The following is a 19,967-nucleotide window of genomic DNA, read 5'->3' as shown; positions in this document are numbered from 1 at the left end:
GATCGAATGCCCCCGCTCAACACGACCACCACCGCCGCCGCGCTCCTGCTCGCCTTCGCGCCGCTGGCCGTGCCCGACATGGCCGCTGCGACCGAGGCTGCGGCCCAGGCCAGCTCGATGGACGACGGCTCGCCGCCAGGGTCGTCGGACGACTCGTCGGAGGCATCGGACGAGCAGGTGGCGCCGCTCCCTCGACCCGTCGAGGAGTCGGCACCGGAACCGGAACCTGCGACACCGGGGGCTGAGCAGCTGCCCGAGCCCGAGGAGACCACAGCGCCCACCGTGCCCGATCGTGCCGCGGCACCGGCTGCTGCGTCCTCTCCTGCGCCTGCTCCTGCACCCGCCGCTTCGACCACTGCTTCACCCACTGCTTCACCCACTGCTTCACCCACTGCTTCGCCCACGCCGAGCGCCACGGCCGTCAACCTGGTCGCGGAAGGCGGGGGCACCGCGACCGCCCTGCCGGGACAACAGGTCGACGACAACTCGTCGCTGAACGTCAAGAACCGCGGAAGCATCGCCGTGCCGAGCCGGAAGCTCGACTTCACGTGGACGCTCACCGGCCCCGCCACCTTCCCAGCGAAGGTCCCGTGGGCGGTCTCCCTCGTCGGGACGGCCGACGTCGTCGGCTGCACCTCCAGCCCGGACCGCAAGACGAACACCTGCACCGACGCGAACCCGCACGCGCTCAACCTGGGAGGAGCGAACTTCGCCCACATCCGCGTGCCCTTCAAGGTCGACGCCGACGCGATGCCCGGCGACCAGATCACGCTCGTCGGGTCGTTCACGCCCAGCGCTGGCTCGGGCTTCGAGAACACCAGCCCGCAGACGTCGACGACGCTCGTCATCACGGTCGCCCTCACCCCCGCGGTCATCGACGAGCCGGCCACGAAAGTCGGCCCGAGACCGGTCATCCGTGGACGCGGCGTTCCCGGCGGGACCGTCGACCTGACCGTGGGTGACCAGCCGCTCGTCACTGTGCCGGTCGGGGACGACGGCACATGGAGGCACCCGGTCACCGAGGCCCTCCCTGAAGGACCGGTGACCGTGACCGCCCTCCAGCACCGCAACGGCATGACGGCGACGCCGACCGTCGCGACCCTGGACGTCGACGCGACCGCCCCCGACGCCCCGGTCGTCGACGACCCCGGCACCCTCACCGATCCCACCGGTCCCGTCACCGGGACCGCCGAACCGCACTCCACGGTGATCGTCCGCGACCGTGACGGCAACGAACTCGGCAGGGCCACGGCACAGGCCGACGGGTCCTTCTCCGTCGAGCTCGACGAGCCGCTCCCCGTCGGGACGACCGAGTTCGACGTCGTCGCCGTGGATGCCGCCGGCAACGTCTCCCCCGCCACCGCCGCGGCGGCGACCGTCCTCGACACGACCGCGCCCGACGCACCCTTCGTCGACCGTCAGGAGCTCGCGTCGCCGACCGGGCCGGTCGTCGGCACCGCCGAACCCGGCGCCCTCGTGGTCATCCGGGACCAGGACGGCAACCCGCTCGGGCAGGACCACGCCGACAGTGACGGCGCGTTCGCGGTCCGTCTCGACGCACCACTCGACGAAGGCGCCCACGACCTCGTCGTCCTCGCGCGGGACGAGGCCGGCAACGAGTCAGGACCGTCGCCGGTCACCGTCATCGCACCGGACGTCACCGCCCCCGACGCCCCCATCAGCACCACGCCCGAGTCCCTGACCGACGGCACCGGTCCCTTCACCGGCTCGGCCGAGCCCGGCGCGACCGTGATCGTCCGGAACGAGGACGGCGACGAGATCGGCAGTGGCGAGGCTGGACCCGACGGGCTGTTCGAGATCGTGCTCGACGAGCCGCTCGTCGATGGTGCGCACGGCCTCGAGCTCGTCGCACGGGACGCAGCGGGCAACGTGTCGGACCCGACGCCGATCACGGTCGACGTCGACGACGACGCTCCCGACGCGCCCGTGGTGACGAGCCCCTCCGACCTGGCCGACGGCGCCGGTCCGATCACCGGAACCGCTGAGCCCGGCGCCGTCGTAGTGATCCGCGACGAGAACGGGGACGTCATCGGACAGGACGAAGCCGACGAGAACGGCGACTGGTCGATCGAACTGAACGAGCCCCTGGAGGACGGGTCCCACGACCTCGAGGTCGTCGCCTCCGACAAGGCAGGCAACACCTCGGACGCAACAGACACCACGGTCGAAGTCGACACCAAGGCACCCGATGCGCCCGTCGTGACGAGCCCGTCCGACCTGGCCGACGGGAAGGGTCCGATCACCGGGACCGCTGAGCCGGGTGCGACCGTCATCATCCGCGACGAAGACGGCAACGAGATCGGCCGCGACACCGCGAACGAGAACGGCGACTGGTCCGTCACGCTCGACGAGCCCCTCAAGGACGGGTCCCACGACTTGGAGGTCGTCGCACGGGATGCCGCGGGCAACGTGTCGGACCCGACGGACAGCACCGTCGACGTCGACACCAAGGCACCCGACGCGCCCGTCGTGACGAGCCCGGCGGACCTCTCGGACGGAAAGGGTCCGATCACCGGAACCGCCGAGCCCGGCTCCGTCGTGGTGATCCGCGATGAGAACGGGGACGTCATCGGCCAGGACGAAGCCGACGAAAACGGCAACTGGACCGTCGAACTCGACGAGCCTCTCAAGGACGGCGAGCACGACCTCGAGATCGTCGCTTCGGACAAGGCCGGGAACATCTCCGACCCGACGGACACCACCGTCGACGTCGACACGAAGGCACCCGACGCGCCGAAGGTCACCAGCCCCGCCGACCTCTCGGACGGCAAGGGCCCCATCACCGGGACCGCCGAACCCGGCGCGACCGTCATGATCCGGGACGAGGACGGCAACGTCATCGGGCAGGACGAAGCCGACGAAAACGGCAACTGGACCGTCGAACTCGACGAGCCGCTGAAGGACGGGTCCCACGACCTTGAAGTCGTCGCCTCCGACAAGGCCGGCAACACCTCCGGCCCGACGGACACCACCGTCGACGTCGACACCAAGGCACCAACCGCGCCCGTCGTGACGAGTCCGGCGGACCTCTCGGACGGAAAGGGTCCGATCACCGGAACCGCCGAGCCCGGCGCGACCATCATCATCCGGGACGAGAACGGCAACGAGATCGGCCGCGACACCGCGAACGAGAACGGCGACTGGTCCGTCGAGCTCGACGAGCCGCTGAAGGACGGATCCCACGACCTCGAGATCATCGCGCAGGACGACGCCGGCAACGTCTCCGACCCGACCAACACCACCGTCGACATCGACACCAAGGCACCCGACGCGCCCATCGTGACGAGCCCGTCCGACCTCTCGGACGCCAAGGGCCCGATCACGGGTACCGCTGAGCCCGGCGCGACCATCATCATCCGGGACGAGAACGGCAACGAGATCGGCCGCGACACCGCGAACGAGAACGGCGACTGGTCCGTCGAGCTCGACGAGCCGCTGAAGGACGGATCCCACGACCTCGAGATCATCGCGCAGGACGACGCCGGCAACGTGTCGGACCCGACGGACAGCACCGTCGACGTCGACACCAAGGCACCCGACGCGCCGAAGGTCACCAGCCCCGCTGACCTGGCTGACGGGAAGGGCCCGATCACCGGCACCGCCGAACCGGGCGCGACCGTCATCATCCGGGACGAAGACGGCAACGAGATCGGCCGCGACACCGCGAACGAGAACGGTGACTGGTCCGTCACGCTCGACGAGCCCCTCGAAGACGGAAAACACGACCTCGAGGTCATCGCGCAGGACGACGCCGGGAACACCTCCGACCCGACCAACACCACCGTCGACGTCGACACCAAGGCACCCGACGCGCCGAAGGTCACCAGCCCCGCCGACCTCTCGGACGGCAAGGGCCCCATCACCGGGACCGCCGAACCCGGCGCGACCATCATCATCCGCGACGAGAACGGCAACGTCATCGGACACGACGAAGCCGACGCGGACGGCAACTGGTCGATCGAACTCGACGAGCCTCTCAAGGACGGCGAGCACGACCTCGAGATCGTCGCTTCGGACAAGGCCGGGAACATCTCCGACCCGACGAACACCACCGTCGACGTCGACACCAAGGCACCCACCGCGCCCATCGTGACGAGCCCGTCCGACCTCTCGGACGGCAAGGGCCCGATCACGGGTACCGCCGAGCCCGGCGCGACCGTCATCATCCGCGACGACACGGGAAAGGAGCTCGGCCGCGACACCGCGAACGAGAACGGCGACTGGTCGATCGAACTGGACGAGCCGCTGAAGGACGGGTCCCACGACCTCGACATCGTCGCGCAGGACGACGCCGGCAACGTCTCTGACCCGACCAACACCACCGTCGACGTCGACACGAAGGCACCCGATGCGCCCATCGTGACGAGCCCGTCCGACCTCACCGACGGGAAGGGCCCCATCACCGGAACCGCCGAACCCGGCGCGACCGTCGTCATCCGCGACGACATGGGAAAGGAGCTCGGCCGCGACACCGCGAACGAGAACGGCGGCTGGTCTGTCGAGTTCGACGAGCCGCTGGAGGACGGGTCCCACGACCTCGACATCGTCGCGCAGGACGACGCCGGCAACGTCTCTGACCCGACCAACACCACCGTCGACATCGACACCAAGGCTCCTGACGCGCCCATCGTGACGAGCCCGTCCGACCTCGCGGACGGCAAGGGCCCCATCACCGGGACCGCCGAACCGGGCGCGACCATCATCATCCGCGACGAGGACGGCAACGTCATCGGGCAGGGCGAAGCCGACGAAAACGGCGACTGGTCCGTCGAACTCGACGAACCCCTCGAAGACGGAAAACACGACCTCGAGGTCATCGCGCAGGACGACGCCGGGAACACCTCCGACCCGACCAACACCACCGTCGACGTCGACACCAAGGCGCCGGACGCGCCGAAGGTCACCAGCCCCGCCGACCTCTCGGACGGCAAGGGCCCGATCACGGGTACCGCTGAGCCCGGCGCGACCGTGATCATTCGCGACGAGGACGGCAACGAGATCGGCCGCGACACCGCGAACGAGAACGGCGACTGGTCCGTCGAGCTCGACGAGCCGCTGAGGGACGGGTCCCACGACCTGGAGATCATCGCGCAGGACGACGCCGGCAACACCTCCGGCCCGACGGACACCACCGTCGACATCGACACCAAGGCGCCCGACGCGCCCATCGTGACGAGCCCGTCCGACCTCTCGGACGCCAAGGGCCCGATCACGGGTACCGCTGAGCCCGGCGCGACCGTGATCATCCGCGACGAGGACGGCAACGAGATCGGCCGCGACACCGCGAACGAGAACGGCGACTGGTCCGTCGAGTTCGACGAGCCGCTGAAGGACGGATCCCACGACCTGGAGGTCGTCGCGCAGGACGACGCCGGCAACGCCTCCGACCCGACCAACACCACCGTCGACGTCGACACCAAGGCGCCGGACGCGCCGAAGGTCACGAGCCCGTCCGACCTCTCGGACGGCAAGGGCCCCATCACCGGGACCGCCGAACCCGGCGCGACCGTCATCATCCGCGACGACACGGGAAAGGAGCTCGGCCGCGACACCGCCGATGACAATGGCGACTGGTCGATCGAACTCGACGAGCCTCTCGGGGACGGATCCCACGACCTCGGGATCATCGCCCAGGACACGGCAGGGAACACCTCCGGCCCGACGGACACCACCGTCGACGTCGACACCACTGCCCCCGCAGCCCCGAAGCTGGAGCACTTCGACGACATCGTCGACGGCACGGGCATCGTCCGAGGCACCGCCGAGCCGGGCTCGACCGTCATCGTCAGCGACGAGGACGGGCGTGAGATCGGCCGCGGCGTGGCCGACCAGGACGGTGAGTTCGCGTTCCGCACGACGCTCCCGCTCGACCCCGGGGCACACCTGCTCACCGTGGTCGCCGTCGACGAGACGGGCAACACCTCGGATGGCAGCAGCATGCTCGTGACCCTGGTCCCCGAGAGCGCCGCCGAGGACGGAGACCACTCGGGCGGGACGGGTGTTGGCTCGCAGACGCTCCCGGGTTCTACCCCGTCAACCGGCCCGCTTCACGGGGCCGCCACGGACGACTCCCCCGCGACGGACGCACCCCGGATCGGCAGCGAGACCCGTGAGCTCGCGTTCACGGGCGCTGAGCTCGGTGGGTGGCTGTCCGCCGCACTCGCTGCGCTCGGGCTCGGCTTCGTCCTGCGGCTGCTCGGCCGCCGTCGAGGCGACCGCGTCAGCGAGCGCTGAGGCGAACACCCGACCGGGAGGCCCGGCTCGCGTTCCCCACGTCGGGTCGCGAGCCGGGCCTCCCGTCCTTCCCGCGTTCCGGCGTTCCGGAACGACCCGATGTGTCCTCCGATGCAGTGTCCGGATCGCCCGCCGGCGCCACCTCGAGGTCCGCTACGATCCCGGACGAGGGGGGAACGTGCACACCAGGACCACCAGGATCGCGGCCGTCGCGGCGGCACTCGCACTCACCACGATCGTGGGTGGGTGCTCGCTGCTGCGGGGCGGTCAGGACGCGCTGCCGGCTCCGTCGCGGTCATCCAGCGCAACGCCGACACCCTCACCGACACCGAGTGCGACCGCCGACACCGACGCGGCCGGACAGACCGAAGCCGACCTGCTCCGGGAGTCCGCATCGCCTCGACCACCGACGGCTGCCCCGACCGAGGCACCGCGCCCAGCACCGACCATGTCGTCGATCCCGCCCGGCACCGTCGTCAGCGAGGGGGACGTCGCGTCGCCGAAGGGCAGCGTGCACTTCCACTTCCGGGTGGTGGCCGACCAGGACGACCGGTTCGCCGTGCAGTACTCGGGCTTCACCTCGACGCTGCCTGTCCCGGTGTCGGCGTCCTTCCTCCGCGTCACACCGGCGGTCGGCGACGGCATGAGCCACACCGGTGACGGCGACCACCTGCTCGGCGGGGGGACGACCACCCCCGGTCCGACCGTCTCCGTGCCGATGGCGCAGGCGGGACACGACCCGTCGTTCCTCGGCGCGCTGGTGACGTACTCGTCCGCGACCTCCGACGCCGCGGTGCCGATCGAGATCGGGCCGGGCAAGGTGCTCGCCGTGACGCCGCTGTCCTGGTCGGTCCCGGCCAGGACGACCAACGTCCACCCGTCGGACCACGGCGCCGCGGCCAACGCCACGGGCACGGTGCCGTCGACGACCGCCAGCGGGGCACCGGCGTCCTACGTCGTCGCTCCGGACGACCTCGTCGGTGACGTGGCCGCGCGGTTCGGGCTGTCCGTGGAGGACCTCGTCTGGCTGAACCCGTCGCTGACGGTGTTCGGCGACCAGCAGTACCTGTACGAAGGCACGACGATGAACCTCGACCCGCTCCGCCGCTGACCTCGGGCGCTCCCGTCCCGGACCCGCACCCGGTGAGATCGCACTTCGTGTCGCCTCCGCGCCTCGGGACGCGACACGAAGTGCGATCTCAGCGCGTTCGGTCGGGCGCCGCGCGCACGACGGGGCGCGACCACTCGACGCACCGCAGGCGGTGTGTCGTGACCACTCGCGGACGGGAGGCTCGGTGCCGGACCCGCCCCGAGCCTCCCGTCCGGCCGGAGCCGGCCACGGGACCCCGTGAGATCGCAGTTCGTGTCGCCTCCGCGCGCCGGGACCCGACACGGAGTGCGATCTCAGCCCCGACCGCACGCGCCCGCGGCCGCCGCGCACCCCTGGACACGACGACACCCCGCCGCCCGAGGGCGACGGGGTGTCGGGTGCACCGGGTGCTACTTGCGGAGCTCCAGGTACTTGGCGATGAGCGCCTTGGTCGAGGAGTCCTGGGTCTCGAGGACCGACTGGTCGCCGTCGACCGCGGGGGCGATCTGGAGCGCCAGCTGCTTGCCGAGCTCCACACCCCACTGGTCGAAGGAGTCGATGCCCCAGATGGTGCCCTCGGTGAAGACGATGTGCTCGTACAGGGCGATGAGCTGACCGACGACGCTCGGGGTGAGGGCCGGCGCCAGGATCGACGTCGACGGCTTGTTCCCGGTGAAGGTGCGGGCGGCGATGATCGACTCGTCGGTGGTGCCCTCGGCACGGACCTCGTCGGCCGTCTTGCCGAACGCCAGCGCCTTGGTCTGCGCGAAGAAGTTCGCGAGGAACAGGTTGTGGACGTCCTGGCCGGGCTCGACCGCCTTGCCGTCGCCGGTCTCGTCCTTGAGCGGACGGGCCGGGTTGGCGACGGCGATGAAGTCGGCCGGGATCAGGCGCGTGCCCTGGTGGATGAGCTGGTAGAACGCGTGCTGGCCGTTCGTGCCGGGCTCGCCCCAGAAGACCTCTCCGGTGTCCGTCGTGACGGGGGTGCCGTCCCAGCGGACGCGCTTGCCGTTCGACTCCATCGTGAGCTGCTGCAGGTACGCGGCGAAGCGGTGCAGGTACTGCGTGTACGGCAGGACCGCGTGGCTCTGGGCGCCGAGGAAGTTCGAGTACCAGACGTTGAGCAGGCCCATGAGGACGGGGACGTTCGACGCGAGCGGGGTGGTGCGCATGTGCTCGTCGATGGTGTGGAACCCGGCGAGGAAGTCCTGCCAGTTCTCCTTGCCGATGGCGACGATCACCGAGGTGCCGATGGCCGAGTCGACGGAGTAGCGGCCGCCCACCCAGTCCCAGAAGCCGAACGCGTTCTCGGGGTCGATGCCGAACGCGGCGACCTTGTCGAGCGCGGTGGAGACGGCGACGAAGTGCTTGGCCACCGCGGCGGTCTTGTCGTCGTCCGACGCGTCCGTCAGCTCGAGCCGCTCCCACAGCCACTGGCGTGCCAGGCGGGCGTTCGTCAGGGTCTCGAGGGTGCCGAAGGTCTTCGACGCGACGATGAACAGCGTGGTCTCGGGGTCGAGGTCCGCCGTCTTCTCGTAGATGTCGGTCGGGTCGATGTTCGACACGAAACGGGCTTCGATGCCGGCCTGCACGTAGGGCTTGAGGGCTTCGTACACCATGACCGGGCCGAGGTCCGAGCCACCGATGCCGATGTTCACGACGGTCTCGATGCGCTTGCCGGTGACGCCCTTCCACGCGCCCGAGCGGACCTGCTCGGCGAACGCGTAGACCTTGTCGAGCGTGGCGTGGACGTCGGCGTCGACGTCCTGGCCGTCGACGACGAACGGCTTCGCGGGGACGAGCTCACCCGTCGCGGGACGGCGCAGCGCGGTGTGCAGGACGGCGCGGTCCTCGGTCACGTTGATGTGCTCGCCGGAGATCATCGCCTGGTAGCGCTCGGCGACGCCGGTGTCCTCGGCGAGCTGCAGGAGCGCGTCGAGGATCTCCTTCGTCACGAGGCCCTTCGACAGGTCGACGGTGAGGTCACCGGCCTGGAAGGTGTACGACTCGGCACGGCCGGGGTCGGTGTCGAACCACCCTCGCAGGTCCGGGGAGAAGCCGTCGGCGATGCCGGCGAGCGTCTTCCAGCCTTCGGTCGTCGTGGGGTCCACGGGTGTGGATTCGGTCACGGGGTCCTCCTGAACGCCAGAACTGAGTGGTCCGCGGACCACCGCAACGCTGCGACGCGGGCCGCATCCGAGCGTAGTGCGCCGGGCACGGGCGCGCGCACAGCCCGGCTGCCCTGTGGACAACGGCTCGCCGGTCCACAGGGACGGGGCGACGGACGGGAGGCTCGGAGCAGGTGACCGGCGCGGGTCACGTGAGCAGGGCCTCCAGGGTGTCCGCCAACGGACCGTCCGACGCGGCCCGCCAGGACCGGCCGGCCCACAGGTGCAGCGCGTGCGCGTCGCCCTCGGCGGCGGCGGCCGTGCGGATGGGCCGGGTCAGGTGGTGCAGCGCCGGGTAGCCGAGCGGTGCGTCCTCGTGCTCGCGGACGAAGCGGTTGACGAGTGCGCGTGCCGGTCGTCCGGTGAAGGCGCGGGTGAGCGCGGTGCGGTCGAAGACGGGGTCGACGAGGGCCTCGCGGTGGGTGGCTCCGGTGCCCGCCTCGTCGGTGCGGAGGACGAGCGTGCCGACCATCGCGGCGGACGCACCAGCGAGGCGGACGGCCTCGACGTCGTCAGCGCCGCCGATGCCACCGGCGGCGACCACGGGCAGGTCGACCCGTGCCAGGACGGCGCGCACCAGGTCGGGCAGGGGTTCCCACACGGGCGACTGCTCGGGGTCGAGGACCGCGGAGTGTCCGCCGGCTGCCTCGCCCTGCACGACCAGCACGTCGATCCCCCGCTCGGCTGCGGCAGCGGCGTCGACCGGGTTGGTGACCGACTGGACCGTCACCGTGCCCCGCCTGCGGAGGTCCGCGACGGTCTGGGCCGACGGCAGCCCGAACGTGAAGGAGACGACGGGCACCGGGTCGTCGAGGAGCAGCGCGAGCTTGTCCGCCCAGGCGTCGTCGTCCTCGCGCTTGTCGGGCAAATCGGGGGCGCCGAGGGACGCGCGGTACCGGTCGTAGTCGGCGTCGCTGATCGGGACCGGGTTCGGCGCGAACACGTTGACGCCGAAGCGGTCGGTGCGCGTGCGGACCTCGGCGATCTCGGCCGCGAGCTCCTCAACGGTGCGGTACCCGCCGGCCAGGGAGGCGAACTGGCCGGACCGGGCCGCGGCGATCACGAGCGCCGGCGTCGACGGCCCGCCCGCCATCGGTGCGACGTGCAGGGGTGACCGGAGGACCTCGGGGAGTTGGTTCACCCCTTGATCCTGCACTGGGGCACCGTGCTCCTGCACTGGCGCACCCGTGCGACACGCCGAGGGGTGTGACGGCTCGTCAGGATCGGGCCGTGTCCGACACTTCTTGAGTGAGAGGGGGCAACCGTGGATGACGACACCCAAGCCGACGCAACACTGACGCGTCGACTCGCGGACGGGGACCGCACAGCACTCGCCGACGCGTTCGACCGCTTCGCACCCACCCTGACCCGCTACGCATGGGCACAGGCAGAACGCCGACAAGACGTCGAAGAACTCGTGCAGGACACCTTCCTCACGCTCTGGCAGAAAGCCGCCACCATCGACCTCGCCACCAGCGCACTCCTGCCCTGGCTCCTCGTCGTCTGCCGCAACCACGCCCGCAACCAGACCCGACGCCTCGCCAAGAACACCGGCGACGAACTGCCGTCCGAGCTGCCAGCCCGTGCAGACGCCGACGAGGCCCGCGAACGCCTCCGCTGGGTCCGCGACGAGATCGCAGCCCTGGCACCCATCGACCGACGCATCTGCGAACTCTGCCTCCTCGAAGGCCACTCCTACGCCGAAGCCGCACAGATCCTCGGCCTCAGCATCGGCGCCGTCACCCAACGCGTCTCCCGATCCCGAGCCCGACTGAAGAAGGCGGTGATGCACGATGAACACTGAGCCCCCCACCGGAGACGACCTGCACCGCATGCTCGTCACGATGAAACAGTCCGTGCTCGACCGCGCCGAGGACCGAACGCCGGCACCCCGGCGCCGTGGCCGGCGCACCGGGATCGTCATCGGCGTCATCGCACTCCTCGGCCTCGGCGCCACCAGCGGCGGCGTTGCCCTCGGCATGATCCCGCAGCCCTTCACCGCAGCACCCGCACCCGCCACCTCCCCCAGCCCCACCGAGCCGGCAGCACCCAGCACCCCCGCGGCCGCACCCGTCGAGGAGACACCCGACCCGACGCCATCGGCCTCGGCGACCCCGACGAAGGGCGCCTTCACGCTCGACGACCCGTCGACGTGGACCATCTCCGGCACCGAGATGGGTCCGGTGGCGATCGGCGGGCCGACGGCAGGCGAGACGGACGACCTCGAGACGGCCTGGCGCCGTGACGCTGATGCTGACGTCTGCTCCGACGAGTTCGGGAGTGGCTGGGCACGAGACGGCGCCCCGGGCCTGCTCGTCTGGTCGCAGGGCGGCAAGGTCATCGGCGTGGACCTGAGCGTCCCGCGCGCGGACCCGGCCCTGGAGCGGATCGGTCCGACCACCAGCAAGGGGATCGGCGTCGGATCGACGCTCGACGAACTGCGTGCCGCCTACCCTGGCGCCACCGAGGACACAGCCCGTAGCAACTACTACGAGACCCCCCAGGCGCAGAACGCGGGGACGTCGTGGCAGATCGACACCGGATCCGGTCCGGCGTGGTTGAAGCTGAGTGCCGACGGAGTGCACGTGGAGTCCGTCGAGATCGGGGCGAACGCGCAGGTGTCGTGCGACTGAGACCCTCGGGTCAGCTCTCCGGCAGGTGCTCCTTCGGGAGCTTGCGGAGCTTCGCGCGGCGCTTGCGGCGCTCGGGGATCATCGAGCGCATCTCCTCGAGCTTGCCGAAGCAGAGCAGCCGGTCGCCCGGTTCGAGGGTGACCGTGCCACGGGGGTTCGGGATAACCGTCGAGCCACGGTGGAGCGTGAGCACGGTGATGTCGCGGTCACCGAGGCCCGACTCGTGGATCGTCTTGCCGACCAGGTCCGCGTTCGTGTGCACGAGGAGCTCTGCGACGCCGTAGCCGGTCGAGACCGACAGGCGCTGACGGACGTCGATCTCCGGGAACGCGACCTGGTTCGCGATGAAGTCGATGACGGCCCCGGCGATGTCGAGGCCGGTGGCGCGCTCGATGCCCTCCAGCCCCGGTGACGAGTTGACCTCCATCACCAGGGGGCCGTCGTTGCCCTCGAGCATGTCCACGCCGGCGACGCGGAGCCCCATGATCTGCGCGGAGCGGACCGCTGCCTCTTCGTACTCCGGCGTCAGGGTGACCTGCTCCACGGTGCCGCCGCGGTGCACGTTCGAGCGGAACTCGTCGCCGCTCGCGCTCCGGCGCATGGCGGCCACGACCCGGTCGCCGACGACGAGTGCGCGGATGTCCTTCCCGCGGCTCTCCGCGATGAAGCGCTGGATCAGCACGTTCTGCTTCGTCGAGTGCAGCGTCTCGACGATCGACTCGGCGACCTTCGCCTCGGGCGCCAGGATCACGCCGATGCCCTGGGTGCCCTCGAGGAGCTTGATGACGACGGGTGCTCCCCCGACCCGCTCGATCGCCCCGCGGACGTCGGCCCGACCGGCGACGAACGTCGTCGCGGGCATGCCGATGTCGTGCCGCGACAGGATCTGGTTCGCCCGGAGCTTGTCCCGCGAGTTCGTGATGCCGTTGGCGGTGTTCGGCGTGTAGACGTCCATCTGCTCGAACTGTCGGACCACCGCCGTGCCGTAGTACGTGATCGAGTTGCCGATGCGCGGCAGGACGGCGTCGTAGTCGGACAGCAGCTTGCCGCGGTACTGCAGGTCGGGCGCGTCCCCGGTCAGGTCGATCGCGAAGCGCAGGGTGTTCAGCACCTTGACCTCGTGGCCGCGGTCCAGTGCCGCCGCGCGGAGTCGCTGCGTCGAGTACGCCTGCGGGGCGCGCGAGAGGATGGCGAGTTTCATCGGGAGGCTCCGCGGGTTCGGGGGTGGCGACGGCGACGCTCCATGCTGGCAGACGAACCGCCTCGCGCGCGTGCCGTCGGCCACGATCGAGGCGGCGGGCGTGCCGTCGGCCACGAGAGCCGCACAGCGGGTGCCGCCCTGACAGGATGGGCGCATGGCCGACGACCCGAAGCCCACGCGGCGCACGCCGATCGTGTCGGGCTGGCGCGAGTGGGCCGCCCTGCCGGACCTCGACATCCCGTGGATCAAGGTGAAGCTCGACACGGGCGCACGGACATCGGCGCTGCACGCGTTCGACCTCGAGGAGCTGCCGGGCGACCGCGTGCGGTTCTCGGTGCACCCGTGGCAGGACTCCGACGCGGACCAGGCGACCGTCGAGTGCGACGTCCACGACCGCCGCGTCGTCCGGAGCTCGTCCGGTCACGCACAGGAGCGCATCGTCGTCCTGACCGCGATCGAGCTCGCCGGCCGCACGGTGGAGGCCGAGGTCACGCTGAGCAACCGCGACCAGATGGGCTTCCGGATGCTCATCGGCCGCGAGGCACTGCGGCAGGGCTTCGTCGTCGACCCCGCGCGGTCGTTCCAGGCCGGCCGGGCTCCGAAGGAGATCCGCCGCCGCAACCGCGGACGCGTCTGACCCTCCGCGCACGAATCTGACAGGTGGTGTCAGGATCGCATCGCTCTCGACACTTCTGTAGTGAGAGGGGGCAACCGTGGATGACGACACCAGCACCGACGCAGCACTGATGCGTCGGCTCGCGAGCGGGGACCGCGCGGCACTGGCCGACGCGTTCGACCGCTTCGCGCCGACCCTGACCCGCTCCGCATGGGCACAGGCCGACAGCCCAGACCACGTCGAAGCCCTGGTGCAGGACACGTTCCTCACCCTGTGGCAGCAAGCCCCCACGACCGGCCTGGTCACCAGCGCACTGCTGCCGTGGCTGCTGGCCGTGTGCCGAGACCATGCCAGGAGCCAGGCACCCCGGTCCGCCGAACACGAGGGCCAGCCGTCGTCACCGTCGGACGCCGACGGCCTGCGCTGGGTGCGCGACGAGATCGCGGCCCTGGCACCGATCGACCAGCGGCTCGTGGAACTGTGCCTGGTCGACGGGCACTCCTACGCCGAAGCCGCCCGGCTGCTCGGCCTGCGCGCACAGCCGGTCACCAAACGGACGTCCCGACCCCGACAGGAGAAGGCGGTGATGCACGATGAACACTGAGCCCCCCACCGGAGACGACCTGCAGCGCATGCTCGTCACGATGAAGCAGAGCGTGCTCGACCGCGCGGAGGAACGCCGCCCGGCGCCCCGCCGACGTGGCCGTCGTGCCGGGATCGTCATCGGCGTGATCGCGCTCCTCGGCCTCGGTGCGACCGGTGGTGGTGTCGCCCTCGGGATGATCCCGCAGCCGTTCGCCGCCGCACCAGCACCGGCCTCCACGCCCAGCCCGACGGAACCGGCAGCGCCGAGCACCCCCGCCGCGGCACCGGTCGAGGACACACCCGACCCCACCCCGACACGGACACCCACCGCGACGCCGACTCCGGTCGTGGCCACGATCCCGTCGGACTGCACGGGGCTCGTCGCCCCGTCGGAGGCGGCACGGCTCTTCGGAGGGACCCCGCTCCAGGACCCCTCCGGCACGGCACACCTGCGCGCCGGCCCTGCTCCGCTCACGACGAGCCTGTCGTGCGTGTGGCGCGATCCCCGGGCCGACGTGTCCGGCCTGTCGATCGACGTCGGCACGGGGACGGCGGAGCAGGTCAGCGCCTACGAGGCCACCCTCGTCGGACAGGGCTACGCGTGCACCGACCGCGGTGCAGCGCGTGTCTGCACGCAGACGCGGCCAGCGGACCCGTACCCGGTCGACACCACGGCCACGTGGTACCTCCGCGGCACGACGTGGTTCGAGATCGGCCAGACGAACTTCCCCACGACCAACCTGCTCGGCGCCGTCGAGCAGCAGATCTGGGGATAGCGGGCGACGGGCGGGAAGCGGCCATTGGGGGGCGCTTCCCGCCCGTCGACGATGCGAGCGCTCAGCGCAGCCGCTCGACCATCGGGCACGCGAACGGGTCCGCCGCCGCCAGCCCGACCTCGTTGAGGTAGCGCACGACGATCGCGTACGACTGCACGAGCGTCGTCTCGGTGAACGGCACGCCCTGCGTCCCGCAGTAGTCGCGCACGATGACCCGCGCGGCCCGCAGGTTCGGTCGGGCCATGTTCGGGAACAGGTGGTGCTCGACCTGGTGGTTGAGGCCGCCCATGAAGTACTCGACCCAGCGCCCGCCGGTGATGTCGCGGGAGGTCAGCACCTGGCGCGAGAAGAAGTCCACGCGGCGACCGGGCTCGATGATCGGCATGCCCTTGTGGTTCGGCGCGAAGGCGATGCCCATGCAGAAGCCGAACACGGCGAGCTGCACGCCGAGGAACGCGAACGCCATGCCGAGCGGCAGGAACCAGAAGACGACGCCGAGGTAGAGCGCGAAGCGGACCGCGAACACCGAGGCCTCGGACCATCGGCCCTTGACCGGACCGCGGCTCGTGTAGGTGCGGATCGACTGCCAGTGCAGGTTGACGCCCTCGATGAGCAACATCGGGAAGAACGCCCAGCCCTGCACCCGGACGAGCACGCGCAGGAAGCCGGTGCGGCTGGCGGCGTCCTCGGGGCGGAAGGAGATCGCGTCGAAGGAGATGTCCGGGTCCTTGCCGACCGTGTTCGGGTTGGCGTGGTGCCGGGTGTGCTTGCCGGTCCACCAGGCGTAGCTGATCCCGGTCAGGAGCGTGCCGCCGTAGCGGGCGGCGCGGTCGTTCCAGGTGTGCGAGGCGAACACCTGGCGGTGCGCGGCCTCGTGGGCCAGGAAGGCGAACTGGGTGAACAGCAGACCGAGCACGCCGGCGATGACGAGCTGCCACCACGAGTCGCCGAGCACGGCGAACGCGGCTCCGGCGAGCGCGAGCAGGGCGACGAGGACGACGATGAGTCCCCAGTACCAGCCGGTGCGGCGACCGAGCAGGCCCTCGTCCTTGATCCTGGCGAGCAACGCCGTGTAGCTGGACGTGCCGCTGGTGCCGGGACGTGGTCCGGTCGTGATGATCTCGCTCATGAGGGTCCTCCGGTCGGGCGGTACCGCAGCCGGGGTCCGGGGCCACTGCTCCAGATCGTAGTGGAGCGGGAGCCCCGTCCGTCAGGACAGCGTCAAGCGGCGTTCCGTGACCGCGCGGGCGACGTCGACGAGCGGTTCGCGGTTGGCCCGCGCGTACTGCCGGAGCATCGCGAACGCCGTCTGCATGTCGACGTGGTGGGTGTGGGCGACGAAGCCCTTGGCCTGCTCGATGACGACGCGGCTGTCGAGGGCGCGCTGCAGCTGCGCCTGGGCGATGCTCGCGTGCTCGAGTGTCCGCTGCTGCAGGATGCTGATCGTCGCGACGTCGGTGAGGGCCTGGGCGGCGAGGGCGTCGTCGGGGCTGAGCGCTCCCTCGTCCTCGCGGAACAGGTTGAGGGACCCGAGCACGGTGTCACGCAGCCGCATCGGGATCGCGTGCACGGAGGAGAAGCCGGCCTCGGCAGACGCTGCGGCGAACACCGGCCAGCGGCGGCGCATCTCGACCGGGTCCTCGGCAGACACGGGTTCGCCGGTCGTGAAGCACTCGATGCAGGGGCCGTCGCCGGCGTTGAGCTGGAGCAGGCCGACGAAGCTCGACCGTTCGCTGGTCGAGGCGAGCACCTCGAGTTCGCGGTCCTGGTTCAACAGCAGGATCCCCGCGGCCGAGGCGTCGAAGATCTCGACGGCGCGGTCGACGAGGGTCTGCAGCAGGTCGACGACGTCGTAGTCGTCGACGAGGGTGTCCGTCAGGGCGACGAACGTGTCGACGAGGCGGTGCTCGCGGGTGGTTGCCACGATGCGTGCTCCCTGGCGGTCGGCGTCGGACGGTCCATGCTGGACGGTACTCGGTCCCGGTGGGCCGGACCGACAGCGAGTGCGGTGCTGACCACCGGACGGGAGGCTCGTGTGGGCCCCGCCACGGGCCTCCCGTCAGGCAGTGGGTCCGGTCAGGAGCGCGCGCAGCGCGTCGTCCAGCGGTCCGGCGACGGCGTCCTCCGAGGCGGAGGCGAGCGGCTCGACCCGCGTCGCGGCCCGCAGCATCGTCATGCCGAGCACGACCGAGAGCGCGATCTCGGCGCGGATGAGCAGGTCCTCGGTGACCTGGTCCCCGACCGCTCCGGCCAGGCGCTCGGCGTAGCGACGGAGGGTCTCGCGGCGGATCGTGTCGACGCCCTCGTCGCCCGAGGTCCGCAGGAGCAGCATGAGCTGCATCGAGTCCTCGTTGGTGGGCGAGCGGAGCACGTGTCCGATGAGCCCGCGGAGGGCTCGGTCCAGGTGCCCGGTGGCGTCCTCCCCCGGGTCGAGGTCCCGCACGGCACGGTCGAGGCAGGCGCGGAACAGCCCCTCCTTCGACATGAAGTAGCGGTTGATCAGCGCGACGTTGACCCCGGCGTCCGCGGCGATGTCGCGCACGGTCGTGGCGCGGTAGCCGTCGAACGCGAACCGGCGCCGGGCGGCCTGCACGAGGAGCAGCCGGGTGGCCGTGGCGTCCTTGCTCATGGTCGAAGCGTAGCGGTCGGAGCGAGGATGTAAGCAGTTGTTGACATCGGCGTGGATCCGCGTACCCTCATCGAGTCAGCAACTGTTTACATCGACCAGACGGAGCACGATGACCGAGACCATGGCGAGCCCCCGAACCGGCTCGCACCCGACCACGGACGGCCGTCGTCCGAACAGCACGGCGATCATCGTCTACCTGTCGCTCGGCGGCCTGTCGTTCGCGGTCCTGCAGTCCCTCGTCGCTCCGGCGCTGTCGACGATCGGCAAGGACCTCGGCGCCTCCACGAGCGCCACGAGCTGGGTGCTCACGGCGTACCTGCTGTCGGCGTCGGTGCTCACGCCGATCCTCGGTCGTCTCGGGGACATGATCGGCAAGCGCAAGGTGCTCATCGTGGTGCTGACGATCCTGCTCGTCGGGGCCGTGCTCGCCGCACTCGCACCGAACCTCGGCACCCTCATCGTCGGCCGTGCCCTGCAGGGTGCAGCCGGAGCCGTGATGCCGCTCTCGATCGGCATCGTCCGCGACGAGCTCCCGAAGGAGAAGGTCAGCGTCACCATCGGCCTGCTCTCCGCGATCTTCGGCATCGGCGCCGGCGTCGGCATCGTCGCCGCGGGCCCGATCGTCGAGCACCTGTCGTGGCACTGGCTGTTCTGGCTGCCCGCCGTGCTCGTCGTGATCGCGCTGCTCGGCGCCGTGTTCGGCATGCCGGAGTCCCCGGTCCGCAAGCCCGGCCGCCTGGACATGCTCGGCACGGGCGTGCTCGCGGTGTCCCTGGTGTCGATCCTGCTCGCCGTCAGCGAGGGCGAGACCTGGGGCTGGGGCGACGCCAAGACCGTCGGGCTGCTGGCCCTCGGTGCCGTGGCACTCGTCGCGTTCGTGCTCGTCGAGCTCCGCGTCGCCGAGCCGCTCATCGACGTCCGGCTCTTCGCCGTGCGCGGTGTGTGGACCGCACACCTCGTCGCCCTGGTGTTCGGCTTCGCGATGTTCGGCACGTTCGTGCTCGTCCCGACCCTGCTGCAGCTGCCGAGCGCGCTGGGCTACGGCTTCGGCAAGGACGTCACCCAGGCCGGGCTGTTCCTGCTGCCGACCGTCGTCATGATGGTCATCGCCGGACCGATCGCCGGCATCCTGGTGCGTCGCATCGGGCCGAAGCCGCCGATGCTGCTCGGCGGGATCTCGATCGTCATCGCGTTCCTGCTGCCCGCGATCGCGCACGGTGAGCTCTGGCAGGTCGTCGTCTCCGGCGTCTTCACCGGCATCGGCATCGGCCTGGCCCTGGCCGCGTGCTCGAACGCCATCATCGAGAGCGTCCCCGCGAACCAGACCGGCGAGGCCATCAGCGCCAACACCGTCGTCCGGACGATCGGCTCGAGCGTCGGCACCGCCGTCATCGCCGCGCTGATCACCTCGCACAGCACCGCGCAGGGGCTCCCCACCGACGACGCCTTCACGATCGGCTTCTGGGCGTGCACCGGGGTGGCCGTGCTGGCGGTCCTCGCGGCCGTCGCGGCGCCGTCGATGCGCGCGCGCCGCGCCGCGGCGCTTGCCGCCGGGGTCGACGACCTCGACGGCGTCACGCGGTAGGCGCAGGCGCGGGCGCGCGTCGCGCTGGCGCGCTGGCGCGGTCGCGGTCGCGCGTCGCGCGTCGCGCTGGCGCGGTCGCGCGTCCCGGTGCGAAGTTGGCCACTCGGTGCGAGGTTGATCCGGCGCACGGGGTGGTCAACCTCGCACCAGCCGCGGGACCGCGCACGGTGCGAGGCGCGCGAGGCGCACGCGACAGCCAGTGACCGCTCGGCGGACGCGAGCGGGGCGTTGTGACCGCTCGGCGCACGAGGACGGGAGGCTCGTGGCGGGGCCGGCCCGAGCCTCCCGTCCGGCGCTGCGAACGGGGACGCAGTCGCGCGTCATGGTGCGAGGTTGGCCACTCGGTGCGAGGTTGATCCGGCGCACCGGGTGGTCAACCTCGCACCGGCCGCGGGACCGCGCCCGGTACGGGGGGCGGGGCGCTCAGGA

The 19,967-nt window shown here is 71.0% G+C and carries 14 protein-coding genes; 8 read left to right on the top strand and 6 right to left on the bottom strand.

Features of this window, described 5'->3' with window-relative positions:
* Positions 1 to 6: 6 nt before the first annotated feature.
* Both OXR63_RS02145 and OXR63_RS02140 read left to right on the top strand, forming a co-directional pair.
* Positions 7 to 6,255: an Ig-like domain-containing protein gene (locus OXR63_RS02145; RefSeq protein WP_267419736.1), complete on the top strand. Its 6,249-nt coding sequence runs from the start codon at positions 7 to 9 to the stop codon at positions 6,253 to 6,255.
* Between the two features lie 178 nt (positions 6,256 to 6,433).
* On the top strand, positions 6,434 to 7,366 hold the full coding sequence (locus OXR63_RS02140) for a LysM domain-containing protein (protein ID WP_267419735.1): 933 nt from the start codon (positions 6,434 to 6,436) through the stop codon (positions 7,364 to 7,366).
* Between the two features lie 389 nt (positions 7,367 to 7,755).
* On the opposite strand, the gene pgi is transcribed toward OXR63_RS02140, so the two are convergent.
* Together pgi and OXR63_RS02130 are read right to left on the bottom strand one after the other, a co-directional pair.
* Positions 7,756 to 9,474 carry a glucose-6-phosphate isomerase gene (gene pgi / locus OXR63_RS02135; protein ID WP_267419734.1) on the bottom strand — a complete coding sequence of 573 codons (1,719 nt, stop codon included), beginning with the start codon at positions 9,472 to 9,474 and terminating at the stop codon, positions 7,756 to 7,758.
* Between the two features lie 187 nt (positions 9,475 to 9,661).
* Positions 9,662 to 10,654 carry a nitronate monooxygenase gene (locus OXR63_RS02130; RefSeq protein ID WP_267419733.1) on the bottom strand — a complete coding sequence of 331 codons (993 nt, stop codon included), beginning with the start codon at positions 10,652 to 10,654 and terminating at the stop codon, positions 9,662 to 9,664.
* Between the two features lie 123 nt (positions 10,655 to 10,777).
* Here OXR63_RS02130 and OXR63_RS02125 point away from each other — a divergent pair, with 123 nt between their 5' ends.
* Both OXR63_RS02125 and OXR63_RS02120 read left to right on the top strand, forming a co-directional pair.
* Positions 10,778 to 11,317, top strand: coding sequence for an RNA polymerase sigma factor (locus tag OXR63_RS02125; protein ID WP_267419731.1), 540 nt, complete (start codon positions 10,778 to 10,780; stop codon positions 11,315 to 11,317).
* Positions 11,307 to 12,146: a hypothetical protein gene (locus OXR63_RS02120; protein WP_267419729.1), complete on the top strand. Its 840-nt coding sequence runs from the start codon at positions 11,307 to 11,309 to the stop codon at positions 12,144 to 12,146. The genes OXR63_RS02125 and OXR63_RS02120 overlap by 11 nt, the downstream gene beginning before the upstream one ends.
* A 10-nt stretch (positions 12,147 to 12,156) precedes the next feature.
* Here OXR63_RS02120 and rimK read toward each other — a convergent pair whose 3' ends face one another.
* Entirely contained in the window at positions 12,157 to 13,347 is a 1,191-nt protein-coding gene (rimK, locus tag OXR63_RS02115; protein ID WP_194628379.1) for a 30S ribosomal protein S6--L-glutamate ligase, read from the bottom strand.
* A gap of 154 nt (positions 13,348 to 13,501) precedes the next feature.
* Between rimK and OXR63_RS02110 the strand changes: the two genes are divergently transcribed.
* From OXR63_RS02110 to OXR63_RS02100, 3 genes are all read left to right on the top strand, one after another.
* Entirely contained in the window at positions 13,502 to 13,984 is a 483-nt protein-coding gene (locus OXR63_RS02110) for an ATP-dependent zinc protease family protein (RefSeq protein ID WP_267419727.1), read from the top strand.
* 76 nt (positions 13,985 to 14,060) lie between these two features.
* On the top strand, positions 14,061 to 14,567 hold the full coding sequence (locus tag OXR63_RS02105; RefSeq protein ID WP_267419726.1) for an RNA polymerase sigma factor: 507 nt from the start codon (positions 14,061 to 14,063) through the stop codon (positions 14,565 to 14,567).
* Complete coding sequence (locus OXR63_RS02100; RefSeq protein WP_267419725.1) at positions 14,557 to 15,324, top strand: hypothetical protein; 768 nt, start codon at positions 14,557 to 14,559, stop codon at positions 15,322 to 15,324. Before OXR63_RS02105 ends, OXR63_RS02100 begins: the two co-directional genes overlap by 11 nt.
* 61 nt (positions 15,325 to 15,385) lie before the next feature.
* On the opposite strand, the gene OXR63_RS02095 is transcribed toward OXR63_RS02100, so the two are convergent.
* The 3 genes from OXR63_RS02095 to OXR63_RS02085 form a co-directional block, all read right to left on the bottom strand.
* On the bottom strand, positions 15,386 to 16,453 hold the full coding sequence (locus OXR63_RS02095) for a fatty acid desaturase family protein (RefSeq protein WP_267419724.1): 1,068 nt from the start codon (positions 16,451 to 16,453) through the stop codon (positions 15,386 to 15,388).
* 81 nt (positions 16,454 to 16,534) lie between these two features.
* Positions 16,535 to 17,248 (bottom strand): GAF and ANTAR domain-containing protein, encoded by a 714-nt coding sequence (locus tag OXR63_RS02090; protein ID WP_267419722.1) that lies wholly within the window; start codon positions 17,246 to 17,248, stop codon positions 16,535 to 16,537.
* Positions 17,249 to 17,383: 135 nt separating this feature from the next.
* Positions 17,384 to 17,953: a TetR/AcrR family transcriptional regulator gene (locus tag OXR63_RS02085; RefSeq protein WP_267419721.1), complete on the bottom strand. Its 570-nt coding sequence runs from the start codon at positions 17,951 to 17,953 to the stop codon at positions 17,384 to 17,386.
* Positions 17,954 to 18,062: 109 nt separating this feature from the next.
* Here OXR63_RS02085 and OXR63_RS02080 point away from each other — a divergent pair, with 109 nt between their 5' ends.
* Entirely contained in the window at positions 18,063 to 19,538 is a 1,476-nt protein-coding gene (locus tag OXR63_RS02080) for an MFS transporter (protein ID WP_267419720.1), read from the top strand.
* Positions 19,539 to 19,967: the final 429 nt, after the last annotated feature.

It is taken from the genome of Curtobacterium sp. GC_Cur_3 (assembly GCF_026544205.1).
In the GTDB taxonomy this organism is placed as follows: domain Bacteria; phylum Actinomycetota; class Actinomycetes; order Actinomycetales; family Microbacteriaceae; genus Curtobacterium.
The sequence above is the reverse complement of the archived record's forward strand: the minus strand, read 5'-3'. Positions and strand labels throughout refer to the sequence as shown.

Excerpts from the sequence above, each read along its gene's own strand:
- OXR63_RS02145 (WP_267419736.1), top strand. The coding sequence starts at position 7 with ATGCCCCCGCTCAACACGACCACCACCGCCGCCGCGCTCCTGCTCGCC.
- OXR63_RS02120 (WP_267419729.1), top strand. The coding sequence starts at position 11,307 with ATGAACACTGAGCCCCCCACCGGAGACGACCTGCACCGCATGCTCGTC.
- rimK (WP_194628379.1), bottom strand. The coding sequence starts at position 13,347 with ATGAAACTCGCCATCCTCTCGCGCGCCCCGCAGGCGTACTCGACGCAG.
- OXR63_RS02110 (WP_267419727.1), top strand. The coding sequence starts at position 13,502 with ATGGCCGACGACCCGAAGCCCACGCGGCGCACGCCGATCGTGTCGGGC.
- OXR63_RS02100 (WP_267419725.1), top strand. The coding sequence starts at position 14,557 with ATGAACACTGAGCCCCCCACCGGAGACGACCTGCAGCGCATGCTCGTC.
- OXR63_RS02095 (WP_267419724.1), bottom strand. The coding sequence starts at position 16,453 with ATGAGCGAGATCATCACGACCGGACCACGTCCCGGCACCAGCGGCACG.
- OXR63_RS02085 (WP_267419721.1), bottom strand. The coding sequence starts at position 17,953 with ATGAGCAAGGACGCCACGGCCACCCGGCTGCTCCTCGTGCAGGCCGCC.
- OXR63_RS02080 (WP_267419720.1), top strand. The coding sequence starts at position 18,063 with ATGACCGAGACCATGGCGAGCCCCCGAACCGGCTCGCACCCGACCACG.